General features: G+C 76.6%; 13 protein-coding genes. All 13 read left to right on the top strand.

Going from position 1 to position 16436, the window contains the following annotated elements; translation table 11 throughout:
• Window positions 1–1402: hypothetical protein (locus tag ACFXAM_RS16810; RefSeq protein ID WP_380291829.1), on the top strand; the 1402-nt coding region annotated here is incomplete at its 5' end.
• 14 nt (window positions 1403–1416) lie between these two features.
• On the top strand, window positions 1417–2052 hold the full coding sequence (locus ACFXAM_RS16815; protein WP_380291831.1) for a hypothetical protein: 636 nt from the start codon (window positions 1417–1419) through the stop codon (window positions 2050–2052).
• The gene (locus ACFXAM_RS16820; RefSeq protein WP_380291883.1) at window positions 2049–2696 is read left to right on the top strand and encodes a hypothetical protein; all 648 of its coding nucleotides are present in this window, start codon (window positions 2049–2051) and stop codon (window positions 2694–2696) included. The genes ACFXAM_RS16815 and ACFXAM_RS16820 overlap by 4 nt, the downstream gene beginning before the upstream one ends.
• Entirely contained in the window at window positions 2693–3046 is a 354-nt protein-coding gene (locus ACFXAM_RS16825) for a hypothetical protein (RefSeq protein WP_380291833.1), read from the top strand. Before ACFXAM_RS16820 ends, ACFXAM_RS16825 begins: the two co-directional genes overlap by 4 nt.
• Window positions 3039–4196 (top strand): hypothetical protein, encoded by a 1158-nt coding sequence (locus ACFXAM_RS16830; protein WP_380291835.1) that lies wholly within the window; start codon window positions 3039–3041, stop codon window positions 4194–4196. The genes ACFXAM_RS16825 and ACFXAM_RS16830 overlap by 8 nt, the downstream gene beginning before the upstream one ends.
• Before the next feature lie 24 nt (window positions 4197–4220).
• Entirely contained in the window at window positions 4221–4730 is a 510-nt protein-coding gene (locus ACFXAM_RS16835; protein ID WP_380291837.1) for a phage baseplate assembly protein V, read from the top strand.
• A gap of 13 nt (window positions 4731–4743) precedes the next feature.
• Entirely contained in the window at window positions 4744–5076 is a 333-nt protein-coding gene (locus ACFXAM_RS16840) for a hypothetical protein (protein ID WP_380291839.1), read from the top strand.
• A complete protein-coding gene (locus ACFXAM_RS16845) occupies window positions 5073–5480 on the top strand; it encodes a GPW/gp25 family protein (protein WP_380291841.1) in 408 nt (135 codons plus the stop codon). The genes ACFXAM_RS16840 and ACFXAM_RS16845 overlap by 4 nt, the downstream gene beginning before the upstream one ends.
• Window positions 5477–8680 (top strand): putative baseplate assembly protein, encoded by a 3204-nt coding sequence (locus ACFXAM_RS16850; RefSeq protein ID WP_380291843.1) that lies wholly within the window; start codon window positions 5477–5479, stop codon window positions 8678–8680. The genes ACFXAM_RS16845 and ACFXAM_RS16850 overlap by 4 nt, the downstream gene beginning before the upstream one ends.
• Window positions 8677–12438, top strand: a complete 3762-nt coding sequence (locus ACFXAM_RS16855; RefSeq protein WP_380291845.1) for a putative baseplate assembly protein — start codon at window positions 8677–8679, stop codon at window positions 12436–12438. Before ACFXAM_RS16850 ends, ACFXAM_RS16855 begins: the two co-directional genes overlap by 4 nt.
• Window positions 12435–14666 (top strand): hypothetical protein, encoded by a 2232-nt coding sequence (locus ACFXAM_RS16860; RefSeq protein WP_380291847.1) that lies wholly within the window; start codon window positions 12435–12437, stop codon window positions 14664–14666. Before ACFXAM_RS16855 ends, ACFXAM_RS16860 begins: the two co-directional genes overlap by 4 nt.
• A 34-nt stretch (window positions 14667–14700) precedes the next feature.
• On the top strand, window positions 14701–16233 hold the full coding sequence (locus tag ACFXAM_RS16865) for a DUF6519 domain-containing protein (RefSeq protein ID WP_380291849.1): 1533 nt from the start codon (window positions 14701–14703) through the stop codon (window positions 16231–16233).
• Window positions 16230–16433: a hypothetical protein gene (locus tag ACFXAM_RS16870; protein ID WP_380291851.1), complete on the top strand. Its 204-nt coding sequence runs from the start codon at window positions 16230–16232 to the stop codon at window positions 16431–16433. The genes ACFXAM_RS16865 and ACFXAM_RS16870 overlap by 4 nt, the downstream gene beginning before the upstream one ends.
• The last annotated feature ends 3 nt before the right edge of the window (window positions 16434–16436 follow it).

Here is a 16436-nt window from a genome sequence, read left to right on the forward strand (position 1 = left end):
CCCGAAGGCCGCTCCCCGCCGCCCGGCCTCCGCCGTCGGCCGCGCGCTCCGCTCCTCCCGGCGGACCGTCCGGGCCGCCCTCACCCGCGTGCGGGCCGCCGCCCGCGCCCTCGGCCGCAGGCTCCTCGGCAGCAGGCTCGGCCGCGCCCTCACCACCGGCGCCCGGCGGATCCGCGACGCCTACCGCAGGCAGCGCGACCGCCTGCGCGACTGGCGGCAGCGGCGCCGCCAGCAGCGCGCCGCCCGCCGCGAACGCGAGAACTCGCCCCGGGCGAAGCAGCAGCGCCTGGACCTGATCGTCGCCCGGATCCGACCGCGGATCCAGCGGCTGCTGGCCCGCGGCGTCCGGCAGCTGGTGCTGCGGCCCGTGCTGGCCGGGATGCGGGCCTGGTATCGGCTCACCGGGCTGGCGGAGGTCGGCGGTCCGGCCTTCACCGTCGAGGCCCTGCTCAACCCGAAGGCCTCGGCCGGGGGCGGCTTCGAGCTGACGGACGCGGAGATCCGCGCGATCGTCCGCAAGCAGGCGGAGGGCCTGCTGGACCGCGCCGACGTCATCGACGTCGCTGCGCGCCTGCGGCTCATCAAGTACCGGGCCCAGGCGGACGCGGTGAACCAGTCGCTGGTGATCCAGGGGTCGCAGGACATCCCCGGCGTCGTCAGGTACCTGCGGGAGCGCGGATCGGCCCTCCAGCTCTCGGCCGCCCAGGGCGGTCCGCTCCTCCTCCCGCCGTACACCGTCGGCACCGGGAAGGTGGACCGCTACCTGGTCGGTCCGGACGCCGAACCGGTCGGCGAGCAGAAGCAGAAGCGGGGCGCCCTCAACTCGATGACCATGGGGGTCACCAAGTACCACGAGCTCGTGGGCGACCTGAAGCGCGTCGGCCTGAGCGACATGGACTTCGCCATGGCGCTGCGGGCCTACAGCACCAACAGCCACCTGCCGCCCTCGTTCACGGCCGAGCAGCGGGCCCTGGTGCGCAGCACGCACTGGCTGATGTTCGTGCGGGAGTCCGTCCGGAGCCCCGCCAACCTCGGCTACGCGGCCATGACGACCGACCTCCTGGCCCGCGGACCGGGCGCCGGCGGGCTGGACCGGACACAGGCGTTCGCCGAGTACGAGGGCAAGCGCCGCGGCGACCGGGGGCGGTTCCCGATGTCGATGGTGAAGGCCGTGCCGGCCGCCCGCGCGCTCAAGCAGGAGGAGGCCGGCCGGCAGAAGCACTTCGACGCCTCGAAGGCCGACCGCGACGAACTGCGCTTCCGCGAGTTGCAGCTCGGCGAGGCCTGGGCCCGCGCCCACACCGGCGGCCTGGGGATCCTCGCCGCCACGGAGGACGAGACCGTGAGGAAGGGCGAGAAGCTCGTCCGGGACTTCCTGCGGAACTTCTACGGCCTGACATGAGAGAGAAGACCGGAATGACCCGATCGTTCACCCGCCTGGTCCTCAGGCCCGAGTTCGGCGAGCACGACTTCAAGCTGGTCGTCTGGGACCTGTTCTGGAACCTGCTCGACCTCGGGCGCGAGGAGGACGGCGCCGTCGTCGACAGCTGGCTCACCCCGGACGGCAGGGCCGAGGTGCACTACGTCGACGACCGGACCACCGGCCTGCGGTACGTCACGATCCGGGGCGAGGGCGCGGCGGAGACGGAGGCGGAACTGCGGCCCCGCTGCCGGGTGTGGACCCTCGACGAGGCCCTGACCGCGCTGCGCCGGAGCGCCGGACGCGGCGAGCGGCCAGGCGTGGACGACCGGCCCGAAGCGGACGACCGGCCAGGCTCGGACGACCGCAACGACCGGCTCGTCGCGCTCTACGCCGCCGCGCTGACCGCCGAGGGCCCGGAGGACCGGGCGGTGGTCGAGGCGTTCGCCGCCGCGGCCCGGGACGACGATCCGGGGATCCGGCAGGCGGTGGTGGTGGCGACCGGCTACCTGCCCTGGCCCGGCCTGGTGGCCCTGGTGGAGGAGCTGGGCCGGACGGACCCGGTGGACCACGTCCGGCACAACGCCCGGGTCCTGCTGGAGGGTCTGGCCCGGACGGAAGGCGACTCCTGATGCCCTACACGGACGCCCCCCGGCCGGTGCGCTCCGGCCTGGTCGTCGTCGACCCGCAGCGCGGCACGCCGCAGCGGATCATCGTGCTGCAGTTCAACCCGGACAGCCTGGAGCGGTCGCTGGCCCCGCAGGCGGCGGGGGCGGACGGCAGCGGGGACCGCACGGAGGCCCTGCGGCTCAAGGGACCGGCCGTGGAGACGTGGAAGTTCACCGCGGAGCTGGACTCCACCGACCAGCTGGACGTGCCGGCCCCGAACGGCATCCTTCCGCAGCTGGCCACGCTGGAGTCGCTGGTGCAGCCGGCCAGCGCACAGCTGAGGGCCGGCCAGGCGCTCGCCACGCTCGGCACCCTGGAGATCGCGCCGGTCGAGGCGCCGCTCACCCTGTTCACCTGGGGCGGCAAGCGGATCCTGCCGGTGCGGCTGACCGAACTCACCATCACCGAGGAGGCGTTCGACATGGATCTGAACCCGGTCAGGGCGGCCGTCGCCGTCGGCCTGCGCGTGCTGACCGTCAGCGATCTGCCGGCCGGCCACCGCGGGGCGGAGCTCTACCTCGCGCACCTGGCGCAGAAGGAACGGCTCGTCACCGCCGGGGCCGACGGCGGGCCGGGGGCGCTCGGCCTGGGCGGAGGGCTCCGATGACCGCCGGCGACCCGTTCGACGCGCTGCCCGTGCCCTCGCCGTACCCGCCGGGCAGCCGCTACCACGGCGTCCCGCTCGCGCTGCACACGGAACCGGACGGACGGCAGGTGCCGTACCTGCGGCGGCGGCTGCTGCCGCGCGCGGACGGCCTGACGCCGCTCGCCGAGCACACCGTCGGGGCCGGCGACCGCCTCGACCTGCTCGCCGACCGCTACCTCGGCAGCGCCGACCAGTGGTGGCGGATCGCCGACGCCAACCCGGTGCTGGATCCACGGGAGCTGACCGCGACGCCGGGCCGGCGGATCGTCATCGCGCTGCCCGGCGCGGGAGCGGGGGCGGACCATGGCTGACGCCCCGGCCGTCACGGGCGGCGGACCGGTCGGCCCGATCCGGCTCAGCCTGCTGATGGGCCCGCGGATCCCGGTGCCGGTGCCGCAGCCGGTGACCGACGCCCTGCTGTCGGCGCAGGTCACGGTGGCGTCCGGGCAGCGCAGCGGGTTCCAGCTGGCCTTCGACCTGTCGAAGCGCGGTCCGGTCAACACCGCCCTGCTGCCGGGCGGCTTCTTCGACCCGAAGACCAGGGTGGTGCTGATGGTGACCGTCACCGGCACCCCGAGCGTGCTGATGGACGGGGTGATCATCCGTCAGGAGGTCGGCATCAGCAACCAGCCCGGGCAGTCCACGCTCACCGTCACCGGGGAGGACCTGACGGTGCTGATGGACCTGGAGGAGCAGGCCGGGGTGCCCTTCCCCGCGATGTCCCCGGCGGCCCGGGTCGCCGCGATCATCGGCAAGTACGGGCAGTACGGCATCGTCCCGCTGGTGATCCCGGAGCTGGTGCCGCAGACGCCGATGCCCACCCGGCGGATCGACTTCCAGAAGGGCACCGACCTCGGGTACGTCAACGAGCTGGCGAAGGCCAACGGGTACGTGTTCTACCTGGACCCCGGCCCGGTCCCCGGGGCGAGCCGGGCCTACTGGGGGCCGGAGAACCGGCTCGGTGTCCCGCAGCACGCGCTGAACGTGAACATGGACGCGCTGTCCAACGTCGACCAGCTCACCTTCGCCTTCGACGGGACGGCCCGCGAGGAGCCGGAGGCCCGCGTCCAGCTCCCGGCGACCAAGGTGTCCGCCGTCCTGCCGGTGCCGGAGGTGAGCGTCCTGCGCCCGCCGCTCGCGCTGCGGCCCGCGCCGGCACTGAAGAAGAAGGTCGTCGCCGACACCGCCAAGAAGGACTCCACCCAGGCGGTGGCCGAGATCATCGCCCAGGCGGTGCAGTCGGCGGACGCCGTCTCGGGCTCCGGCCGGCTCGACGTCCTCCGGTACGGGCACGTGCTGCGGCCGCGCGAGCTGGTCGGCGTCCGCGGCGCCGGCCTCACCTACGACGGCCTGTACTTCGTCAAGAGCGTCACCCACGACCTCAAGCGCGGCTCGTACACCCAGAACTTCACGCTGACCCGCGAGGGCCTGATCGCCCTCCAGCCGGTCGTCGTCCCGTAGCAGCCACAGTCAGGAGGTGCCCGCATGGCCGAACCGACCCGCTACCTCGGCAAGTTCCGGGGGACGGTGGTGAGCAACGCCGACCCGCTGGGGATCGGCCGCATCCAGGCCCAGGTGCCCGACGTGCTGGGCGAGGCGGTCTCCACCTGGGCGATGCCCTGCTTCCCGGTGGCCGGCCCGGGCATGGGGCACTACGCGCTCCCGCCGGTCGGGGCGGGGGTGTGGCTGGAGTTCGAGCAGGGCGACCAGAGCTACCCGGTCTGGACGGGCTGCTGGTACGGATCCGCCGCGGAGGTGCCGGCGGAGGCGGCGACCGGCCCGCCGGGTCTGCCGAACACGGTGCTGGAGACCTCCGGGCGGCGGGTGATCGTGCTGTCCGACGATCCGGTCACCGGGATCACCCTGCGCACCCCGGGCGGGGCCTCGATCGTGATCAACGACTCGGGCATCCGGATCAGCAACGGCCAGGGCGCCTCGATCGCGCTCGTCGGCGCCACCGTTTCCATCAACCAGGACGCCCTGAGCGTGACCTGACGGGGAGGACCTCGTGCCCGGAAATCTGCTGCACGTCAACGCCACGGTGCTCTGCCCGCACGGCGCCCGGGCGACCGCCCGGCCCGCCCAGGCCCGGGTGCTGGTCGCCGGCCAGGCCGTCACCGGCACCGCCGACCCGTACACCGTGACCGGCTGCCCGTTCACCGTGGCCGGCAAGCCGCAGCCGTGCGTCACGGTCCGCTGGGTGGTGCCGTCGGCCCGGATCCGGGTGAACGGCTCCCCCGCGCTGCCGAGCTCCGCCGTCGGGCTGTGCCAGAGCGCCGAGCAGGTCCCGCAGGGGCCGCCGGTCGTGACCGTCGTCCAGCAGCGCGCGGAGGGGACGTGAACGGCACGGGGTACCCCGGCGACGGCGCCGGGCCGGCCCGCACGGACCTGGCGTTCCCGTTCCGGATCGACCGGCGCGGGCGCACCGCCGAGGCCGGGTACGACGACCACGTGCGGGACCTGATCGAGCAGTTGCTGTTCACCGCTCCCGGCGAGCGGGTCATGCACCCGGACTTCGGCTGCGGACTGCTCGACCTGGTCTTCGCGCCGAACAGTCCCGAGCTGGCGGCCACCCTGCAGCTGTCCGTCCGGGCGGCGCTGCAACGGTGGCTCGGCGATGTGATCGAGGTCGGCTCGCTCGACGTGGAGAGCGAGGACGACGTGGTGCGGGTCCGGCTGGCGTACGTGGTGCTGCGCACCGGCACGCAGCGGCAGGACGTCTTCGAGGGCGGGGTGGCGGCATGACCGGGCGCAGCGAGGGGCCGGGGGCCCGGTGCGGGACGGACCTGCGGCGCGCCGATGTGCGCGCGGCGCGGTCGGCGGGCCTGGACGGCGCCGAGCCGGGCGACGACGGGCGCACGCTGGAGGTGACCTTCCTCGGCCGGGCGCCGGACGGGCTGGGCCCGGAGAACCTCCGGATCGACGGCGGCCGGCGGATCACCGGTCTGCGCGCCGTCCGGGTCGAGGTCGAGCGCGCGGACGACCCGGAGCTGGACGACCTGATGCGGGTCACCCTCGACCGCTCCGGCGACACCTCCCGCTACCGGCTGACCGTGGTCGAGGCGGACGCCCACGGCCGGCCGGGCACCCGCCCCCGTCCGGACTTCGACCCGCGGTACGCGAGCACCGCCTTCTCCTTCGGCGCCGACTGCCCCTCGCCCTTCGACTGCCGCGCCGAGGAGAGCTGCCCGCCCGTCGTCCGCCCGGCCCCGGTGACCGACTACACGGCCCGCGACTACGAGAGCCTGCGGCGGCTGGTGCTGGACCGGATGAGCCTGACCGTCCCCGGCTGGTCCGAGCGGCACCTGCCCGACCTCGGCGTCACCCTGGTCGAGCTGCTCGCCCACACCGCCGACCTGCTCTCCTACCAGCAGGACGCGGTGGCCACCGAGGCGTACCTCGACACCGCGCGCCGCCGGGTGTCGGTGCGCCGGCACGTCCGGCTGACCGACTACCCGATGCACGACGGCTGCAACGCCCGGGCGTTCGTCGCGCTGACGGTGGACCGCCCGCTGACGCTGCGGCGCGGCACCTTCCGCTTCGCCGCCGTCGACGTCGGCCGGCTCGACCCGCGGGACCGCCCGGACCTGGCGGCGGTGGTCCCCGACGAGGAGCTGGACGCGCTCGCCCGCACCGCCGCCGTCGAGGTGTTCGAGCCGCTCGGCGGGGAGGACGTGGCGCTGCACCCCGCCCACAACACCATCCGGTTCTGGACCTGGGGCGACCAGGACTGCGTGCTGCCCGCGGGCGCGACCGGCGCCACGCTGCGCGACGAGTGGCACCGGTCCGGCCGCCCGGAGGAGCGGGCCCGGCAGCTGGCGCTGCGCCCCGGAGACCTGCTGGTCGTCGAGGAGGTGCTCGGCCCGCGCACCGGCGCCGCCGCCGACGCCGATCCCGCGCACCGCCAGGCCGTCCGGCTGACCTCGGTCACCCCGCTGGTCGACGAGCTGTACGGGCAGCCGCTGGTCGAGGTCGCCTGGGCGCCGCAGGACGCGCTGGCCTTCCCGGTCTGCCTGTCCGCCCACGGCGGCAGCGGCTGCGGGCCGGTCGCCGACGTGAGCGTGGCCCGTGGCAACGTCGTCCTGGCCGACCACGGCCGTTCCCTGACGTTCTGCGGCGGGGCCCCGGAGACCTTCCCGGTGCCGCCGGAGCCGGTGCGGGTGGCGCCCTGCGCGCCGGGCGGCGGCTGCGGGTGCGGATGCGCGGAGGGCGCCGGGGACAGCCCGGCCGCGCAGGCCCTCCAGGAACTGCTCGCCCTGACCCGCGGCGGGCGGCAGCTCGGCCCGCGGCAGGTCCGCGAGCTGGAGGCGCTGGTCGGCGCGGCGGCGGTCCGGCGGGCCGGGCTGGGCGTGCGGCTCGCGCCCGGCTCCGGCGCGGAGGGCGGCGACGGCGGGGGCGCCGAGGTCGAACCGCCCACCGCCGACGCGCAGGCGGCGGTGCTGGAGACGCTGCTCGACCAGACCCGCTACCCCGTCCTGGCGCAGCCCTTCCGGCCGCTGCTGCGCCACACGCCGGTCACCCGGGCGGCCGCCTTCCCGGACCGGGCGCACGTCTGTGCCGGACAGGCCGCCCTGCTGGCCGCCGTGCCCGAACGGGTCCACCGGCGGCTGGAGGAGCTGTGGCACCGCGCGCGCGGCGGCCACCGCCTCTCCCGCGCCGAACTCACCGAACTCACCGTGCTGTTCGGCGCCCGGGTGGTGCAGGAGCTGCGTCTCGCGGAGCGGCCCGCCGACGGCCTGCGCGAGCTGCTGGCCCGCCGCACCCGGCTGCTCGCGGGCAAGCTGCGCCGCCTCGACGTGCTCGTCGCGCGCACCCGCTCCGGCGTGGTGCTCCGGCGCTCCGGCGTCTGGGAGGTGGACCGGAGCTGGGGTGCCCGGTACGCGGCCGGGCTCGACCCCGGCTCCCCCGCGCTGGCCGGCCCGGCGGGCGGATCCGCCGTCCAGGACCCGCGCGCCGCCCTGCCCGCGGTCCTGGCCACCGCCGACGGCCTGGAGTGGACGCCCCGCCGGGACCTGCTGGCCGACGGGCCCCGGGACCGGCACTTCGTCGGCGAGTTCGAGGACGACGGCCGTCTCGCGTTGCGCTTCGGCGACGGCCGTCACGGCCGGCCGCCGCGGCCCGGTGCGGAGCTGCGGGTCGCCTACCGCCTCGGCAACGGCGCGGCCGGGAACGTGGGCGCGGAGGCGGTCAACCACCTGGTGGTCTGCCGGCCACCGCGGGGCGGGGCCGCCACCCGGCCGCAGGACGCGGTGCTGCACGTCCGCAACCCGCTGCCCGCGACCGGCGGCACCGAACCCGAACCGCTGGGCCTGGTGCGGCAGTCGGCGCCGCTCGCACCGAGCCGCCGCCGGCTGCGCGCCGTCACGGCCGGCGACTACGCCGAGCTGGCCGCCGGCCTGCCGGAGGTCCGGCGGGCCGCCGCGGAGCTCCGCTGGACCGGCAGCGGCCAGGAGGTGCACGTCGCCGTCGAGCCGTACGGGCAGGCCCTCGCCGACGGCACCCTGCTGGAGGCGGTCGGCCACGCGCTGGAGGCGTACCGCCGGATCGGCCACGAGCTGGTCGTCCGCCCCGCCCTGCTGGTGCCGCTCGACGTCGAACTGCGGATCTGCGCCGCCGCCGGGTACCAACGCGGCCACGTCCTCGCCGAGTTGCGGCGGGTGCTGGGCAGCCGCGCGCTGCCGGACGGGCGCCTCGGCTTCTTCCACCCCGACGCGCTGGGCTTCGGCGAGCCGGTACGGGCCTCCCGGCTGGTGGCCGCGGCGGCCGCCGTGCCGGGCGTGGTCAGCGCCCGGATCACCCGGCTGCGGCGGCAGTTCGGGCGGGACGACGGCGAGCCGGACGCCGGGCTGCTGCGGCTCGGCGCGCTGGAGGTCGCCGCGTGCGACGACGACCCCGACCGGCCGGAGAACGGCCGGCTCTCGATCGTGATCGGAGGTGGCCGGTGAACGGCCAGTGCACCTGCGGCTGCACGGGCACCGCGACCGCGACCCCGGCCCCGCTGTTCAACCCGCCCGGGCTGAACGCCCTCGACCACCGCGTCGGCCGCTACGGGCAGTTCCTCGCGAGCATGCTCGCGCGGCTGTCCGGCCCCGCGTACCCGGCGCTGCGCGACCTGACCGTCCGCACCCCCGACGACCCGGCGATCGCGCTGCTGGACGCCTGGGCGGTGCTCGCCGACGTGCTCACCTTCCACTCCGAGCGGATCGCCGACGAGGGCTATCTGCGCACCGCCACCGAGGAGGGCTCGCTCACCCTGCTCGGCCGGCTGGTCGGGCACCGGCCCCGGCCCGGCGTGGCCGCCGACACCCATCTCGCCTACACCCTCGACCACGACCCGCGGGCCGTCGAGGACCCGGCCGTCACCGTGCCGCGCGGCGCCCGCAGCCAGAGCGTCCCCGGCCCCGGCGAGGACCCGCAGTCCTTCGAGACGGCGGAGGACCTCGTCGCCCGCCCGGCCTGGAACGAGCTGGCCGTGCTGCGCCGCCGCCCCTACCAGCTGACGCCCGGGCAGCTGAACCCCGGCGGCCGGGCCGAGCTGTTCGCCGCCGGCACCGCCAACAACATCAGGCCCGGCGACCGGCTGCTGTTCGTCTTCAGCGCCGACCGGGCCGCCGACCCGGTCCACCGGGTGCTGCGGCTGGTGCCCGAGGTGCGGATCGACCGCGACAACGACGTCACCGTGATCGGGCTGCCCCGGGACCTGCGCACCCTCAAGGACCTGCGCGCCGAGCTGACGGACTGGATCACCGTCTCCGAGCACGCCCCCCGCCCGAGGCCCGGGCGCAGCCGGATCGTCCGGGAGTTCGACGCGCAGGTGCTGGCCCCGCTGCGCGCCGACCTCGACCGGCCCGACGGTCCGCTGAGCACCCCGGCCGACTTCGCCGAACGGCTCGTCCCGGTGGCCGCCCGGGCCGCCGAGGCCGCCGAACTGGCCCGCTCCCAGCAGGCGGTGGCCGACTGGTTCGGCGCCCTCGGCGAGGAGCTGGCCCGGCTGCGCGAGCGCGCCCACCAGCTGGAGCCGCCGCAGCCCCCCGACGGGACCGGATCCCACCCGCCCGGCCCCGCGGCCGCCGACCCGGCCGTCCGCGGCCTCGGTCCGCTGCTGGCGGCGCTGCGCACCACCCCCGCCCGGCCCCCGCTCAGCGCCCGCGACCTCGCCCGCGACCCGCGGCGCCTGTTCGCCGCCGGATCGGACCTCGGCCCGCAACTGCTGACCGCCCTGGACCCCCGGCTGCGCGCGGGCCTCTACCCCGCCTGGCAACGGGTCGACCTGACCGCGCCGCTCGCCGTGCACGAGATCCAGGCGATGCGGGTGGTGGCCACGCCGTTCGGCGCCACCGCGCCGCTCAAACCCGTGTACGGCGCCGACGGCCGGATCGACCGCTACGTCGACTGGCCGCTCTCCGGCAGCACGCTGATCGGCGTCCGCATCGGCTTCGACACCGCCGGAACCGTCCCCACGACCGCCGACTTCACCTACGTCGAGGCCGGCAGCCTGCTGCACAGCGGGTTCTCGCTGCCGTGGGACCACACCTTCCCGTTCGGGCCCGGCCAGGTCCAGGTGGTCACCACCGAACCGCCGCCGCCGGACCCGCACGCCGGCGCCGCGCCCGCGCCCGACCGGGAGCCCGGCGTCAGCGCCCGGTTCCTGGCCGGACTGCCCGAGCGCACCGTCCTCGTCTCCCGCCCGCAGGCCGACGGCCGCGTGCACGTGCGGGTCGAGGGCGGGCCCGGCCCCGTGCTCGACCACCGGCTCGACCCGGGCCAGGAGACCACCGGCGAGTCCGGCGAACTGAACGTCCGGATGCACCGCCACCCCGCCACCGAGCAGTCCCCGCCCGCGGTCGAGGTGGTGTTCACCACCAAGCTGCAGCCGGTCTCCGGCACCGTCCTCACCCTCGACGCCGTGTACGACCAGATCGCGCCCGGCAGCTGGGTGGTCGTCCAGCGCCCGCGCAAGGGGCTCGACGGCGGCATCCCGGGCGGCCGTGACCTCGCCGAGGTCATCACCCGGGTGACCGATGTGCGGGTGATCTCCCGCGCCGACTTCGGCATCACCGGCAAGGTGACCGAACTGTCCCTCCAGCAGCCCTGGCTGGACGACCAGGACACCCAGCTCTCGCACATCCGGGACGCCACCGTCTACGCCCGCGGCGAGTCGCTGCGGCTCGCCGACGAGCCCGTCACCGAGGACGTCCACGGCGACCGGATCGAACTCGCCCGGCTCTACGACGGGCTGACCCCCGGCCGGCTCGTCGCGGTGAGCGGCGAGCGCACCGACATCCCGGGCACCACCGGCGTCCGGGGCACCGAACTGGCCATGATCGCCGGGGTCGGGCAGAGCGTCGACCCGAGCCTGCCCGGGGACACCGTCCGCACCACGCTCACGCTCAGCGCCGGCCTCGCCCACCGCTACCGGCGCGACACCGTCCAGGTCCTCGGCAACGTCGTGCGCGCCACCCAGGGCGCCACCCGCGACGAGGCGATCGGCAGCGGCGACGCCGGCGTCCCGGGCCAGCGCTTCGCCCTCTGGCAGTCGCCGCTCACCTGGCTGGCCGCCGACACCCCCGGGGGCGCCCGGAGCACCCTGGAGGTGCGGGTCGACGGGGTGCTCTGGCACGAGGTCGACAGCCTCGCCGGGCGCGGCCCCGGCGAGCGGGTCTACGTCACCGCGACGGCGGGCGACGGCCGCACCACCGTCACCTTCGGCGACGGCGTGCACGGTTCGCGCCTGCCCACCGGCCGGGAGAACGTCCGCGCCCGCTACCGGATCGGCATCGGCCCGGCGGGCAACGTCGGCGCCGGCCGGATCACCCAGCTCACCACCCGCCCGCTCGGCGTCTCCGCCGTCGTCAACCCGCTGCCCGCCACCGGCGGCGCCGGACCGGACGGCCCCGGCCTCGCCCGGCGCACCGTCCCGCTCGCCGTGACCGCCCTGGACCGGCTGGTCTCGGTGCCCGACTACGCGGACTTCACCCGCTCCCGGGCCGGCATCGGGCGCGCCGCCGCCGCCCGGCTCTCGGACGGCGGGCGCGAACTGGTCCACGTCACCGTGGCCGGGGTGGACGACATCCCGCTCACCGGCGACTCCGACCTGATCCGCACCCTGCGCTCGGCGCTCACCGCCCACGGCGACCCGCGGCTGCCGGTCGAGGTCGCGCCGCGCGAACTCGTGCTGCTGATCGTCGCCGCGGGCGTCGAGCTCGACCCGGACCGCTCCTGGGACGTGGTCGAACCGGCGCTGCGCCGCGCCCTGCTCGACCGGCTGGGCTTCGCCGGACGCGAACTCGGCCAGAGCGCCCACCTGTCCGAGGTGCTCGCCACCGCCCAGGCGGTGCCCGGCGTGGCCCGGGTCGACGTCGACGCCTTCACCGGTGTGCCCGGCAGCCTCACCCCGGAGGGCCTGGAGCAGCTGTCCGAGCGGCTCGCGCGACCGCAGCCGAGCGTCCCGGCCGCGCTCGCCCGCTTCGAGGAGCAGCGCCACCGGGTGCGCGACCCCGCCGGGGAGAGCCTCACCGCCGTCGCCGCCCGCCACGGCATCACGGTCGCGGAACTGCTGCGGCTCAACCCGGACGTCACCGACACCCGCCCGCTGCCGCCCGGCCGGGTGCTGACGGTCTTCCGCGGCCTGCGCCCGGCCCAGCTCGTCATGCTGGCGCCGAACCTGCCCGACACGTTGATCCTCAAGGAGATCCGCGGATGAGTGACACCGGCGAGCGGGACCCGGACGGACTGCTGGAGCTGCTGCCGCAGTGGCACCGGCTGCGCGACGCCGACGCGGGCGAGCCGCTGCGCGCGCTGCTGGCCGTCATCGCCGAGCAGGCCGACCTCGTGCGCGGCGGCATCGACCAGGGCTACCGGGACCGGTTCGTGGAGACCGCCGCCGACTGGGCCGTCGCCTACCTCGGTGACCTGGTCGGCTACCGGATCCTGCCCGGCTACGAGGAGGTGCTCGCGACCGGCCTGCACGGCGCCGCCTCCCCGGAGCGGGCCGCGGCCCGCGACCGGCTCGCCGCCCGGCTGGCGCCCCGGCACGACGTCGCCAACACCGTCGCCCACCGCCGGCGCAAGGGCACCCTCGCCCTGCTGGAGGAGCTGTCCGCCTCGGTCGCCGACTGGCCCGCGCGCGCCGTGGAACTCTCCCGGCTGGTCGCCGGCACCCCGCCGGTGCGGCTGCTGCGCCCGGACGAGGAGCCCGCCGCCGGGCGGCGGCCGGGCCGGCGCCGGCTCGCCGGCCTGCGGGACGGCGCCGCGCTGGACCTGCTGGGCGGCCCCTTCGACGAGCAGGCGCACACCGTCGACGTCCGCCGGGCCGGCTCCGCCCGCCGCCCGGGCGGCCGCACGCCCGCCGGGGTCGCCCTGTACGTGTGGCGGCTGAAGCCCTACTCCGTCACCCGGGCGCCGGCCTACTGCATCGACCGGGCCAGGAACCTGTTCACCTTCTCGGTGCTCGGCAACGACGCGCCGCTGTTCACCCGGCCCGAACCGGAGCCCTCGGCCTCCCACCTCGCGACGCTCGACAACGTGCCGGCCCCGATCCGGCGGCGCCAGCTGGCCGAGCGCCTCGCCGACTACTACGGGCCCGGCAAGAGCTTCGCCCTCTGGCGCGACGGCGCCCAGGAGCCCGTCCCGCCCGCCGAGATCACGGTGGCCGACCTGACCGGCTGGACCTACCGGCCGGGACGCGGCCAGGTCGCCGTCGACCCGGTGCTCGGCCGGATCGCCTTCGGGGCCCGCACCGCCCCGCGCCGCGGCGTCTGGGTCGACCACCACTACGCGTTCGGCGACGACACCGGCGGCGGGGAGTACCCGCGCGAGCGCCCGGAGGTGCGGCACCGGACGCTCTACCGGGTCGGCCCCGGCGGGCCGTACCAGCGGATCACCGACGCCTACGAGCGGTGGCGCGCCGACCAGCAGGCCGGCCGCGCGGGCGGCGCCGCCGTCATCGAGATCACCCACAGCGGCGCCCACCAGGAACAGCTGGACTTCGACCTCGGGGCCGACGACCGCCTCGAACTGCGCGCCGCCGAGGGCACCCGGCCGGTGATCCGGCTGCTCGACTGGTACAGCAACCGCCCGGACGCGCTCAACGTCCGGGGCGTGGTCCCGGGCGGGCGGCTGGTCCTGGACGGCCTGCTGATCACCGGCCGCGGCGTCAACGTCACCGGCCCGCTGGCCTCCGTCACCCTGCGGCACTGCACCCTCGTCCCGGGCTGGTCGCTGGAGCCGCACTGCGCGCCGCACTCGCCGCACGAGCCCAGCCTCGTCCTGGACCGCACCACGGCCTGCGTGCGGATCGAGCACAGCATCCTGGGCGCGATCCAGGTCATCGGCGACGAGGCCGGCACCGACCCGCTGGAGATCCACCTCGGCGACAGCGTCCTGGACGCCACCGGGCCCCGTCGGCCGGCGCTCGCCGGGCCCGACTGCACCCACGCCCACGCGCTGCTGCACGCGCGCCGCACCACCGTGGCCGGCGAGGTGCACACCCACGCGGTGCCGGTCGCCGAGGACTGCGTCTTCACCGGGCGGCTGCGGGTGGCCCGCCGCTCGACCGGCTGCCTGCGGTTCTGCTACGTGCCCCCGGGCTCGCGCACCCCGCGCCGCTACGCCTGCCAGCCCGACCTGGTCCGCTCGGCGGTGACCGAGCTGGTCGAGCGCGGCGAGCTGCCCCCGGAGCGGGCCGCCCGGCTGCGCGAGCTGGAGACCGCCCGGGTCCGCCCGCTGTTCAGCAGCCTCCGCTACGGCACGCCCGACTACGGCCGGTTCGCCGCCGGGTGCGCGCCGGAGATCACCCGCGGCGCCGAGGACCGCTCCGAACTGGGCGCCTTCCACGACCTGTTCCAGCCCCAGCGCGAGGACAACCTGCGGGCGCGGCTGGCCGAGTACACGCCGGCCGGCGCCGACGCCGGGATCTTCTTCGTCACCTGACCCGCCCCCGCCCATCGTCTCCGAGAGGACGACCGTGCACGCAGACTTCTCGCGCCTCACCTTCCGGCCCGGCAAGCACTACTCCGCGGTGCTGACGCAGCAGGGCCGGGTCCAGCTCGACGCCGACGCCAACGAGCAGGCCGCGATCGAGCGGTACCAGCTGCGCACCCTCGCCGCCGACCTGATCGGCCGTCACGGCGGACCGGCCGCGGCGGCCGGGTTCGCGATCGGCCACGTGCCGGGCAGCCACGACCTGGACGACCTCACCATCGGCGGCGGCCGCTACTACGTCGACGGCATCCTGTGCGAGGCCCACCGGCCCGTGCCCGGCCGGGCCGTGCCCGAGGACGGCGGCGCCGGCGCCCCCACCGGCCCCTCCGCCGGTCCTTCCGCCGGCGCCTCCGACGGCGGGGCCGGCGAGGAACCCGCCGGGTGGACGTACTGGGACCAGCCCGACGCCTACCGCGACCAGGAACGCCCCGGCGACCGGCTGCCCGGCGCCTTCCCGTTCCTGGTCTACCTGAAGGTCTGGGAGCGCAGCGTCACCGCGGTCGAGGACCCGGAGCTCCGCGAGGTCGCGCTCGGCGCCGCGATGCCCGACACGGCGGCCCGGGCCAAGGTCGTCTGGCAGGTACTCGCGCTGCCCGCCTCGGAGTTGAGCGTTCCGGAGGGCGGCCTCGCCGGGGTGCGGGAGGCCTTCGACGCCTGGGCCGGGGCGCACGAGCGGCCCGTCGCCCGGCTGGCCGCGCGGGCCCGGCGGCCGGAGCGCGCGGGCGAGGACCCGTGCCTGGCGCACCCCGAGGCCCGCTACCGGGGCCCGGAGAACCAGCTGTACCGGGTGGAGGTCCACCAGGGCGGGCGGGCCGGCTGCGACGCCACGTTCACGTGGTCCCGGGAGAACGGCTCGGTCGTCCTCCCGATCGTCTCCGTCGAGGGCGTCTGGGTCGGCCTCGGCACCCTGGGCGACGACGACCGGCTCGGGCTCTCGGTCGGCGACCGGGTCGAGGTCGCGGACAGCGCGTCCGTCAGCCGGGAGGAGGTGACGGAGCTGCTCCAGGTGGAGGAGATCGACCTGCCGGGCCGCCGGGTGCGGCTGTCCGCCGAACCGGCGCCGGAGGTCGGCCGGCAGGCCGCGCGCCACCCCTTCCTGCGCCGCTGGGACCACCGCGAACCGCGCGGCCGGGACGCCCCGCCGTTGGCCGGCGGCGCCCTGCCGCTCCAGGAGGGGAGCTGGCTCGACCTGGAGGACGGCGTCCAGGTGTACTTCCGGCCGGACGGCACCTACACCCGGGGCGACTACTGGCTCGTCCCCGCCAGGACCGCCACCGGCTCGGTGGAGTGGCCGCGGAACGCGGCCGGTGAGGCCCTGCTCCAGCCCCCGGCCGGGATCCGGGTGCACCACGCCCCCCTCGCCTGGGTGACCGGCCCGGCCGAGGTCACCGACCTCCGGCGGACCTTCGGGCCGTTGACCGCCCAGGCCGGAGCGGATGCCGGGGCCGCGCCGGTTGACGAGGGCCGTCAATCGGCGGGACCCACCGGGCCGCCGGGATGCAGGGTGGGCCCATGAACGCGCTGCACCAGCACCTCCTCGACAGCTACCGGGCCGCCCGGCACGCCGAACCCGCCCCGCCCCTGCCCGGCACCCACGACCTCGCGGCGCTGCGCTCGGCCCGCGACCACCGTCGCTTCGAGGCCGTCCTCGCCGGCCGCCCGGCCACCGGCCGCCTCCGCCTGGCCCTGCGCCGGCTGCGCCCCGGGACCTGCTGACGG

Source organism: Kitasatospora sp. NPDC059462 (genome assembly GCF_042749955.1).
Taxonomy (GTDB): Bacteria; Actinomycetota; Actinomycetes; order Streptomycetales; family Streptomycetaceae; genus Kitasatospora.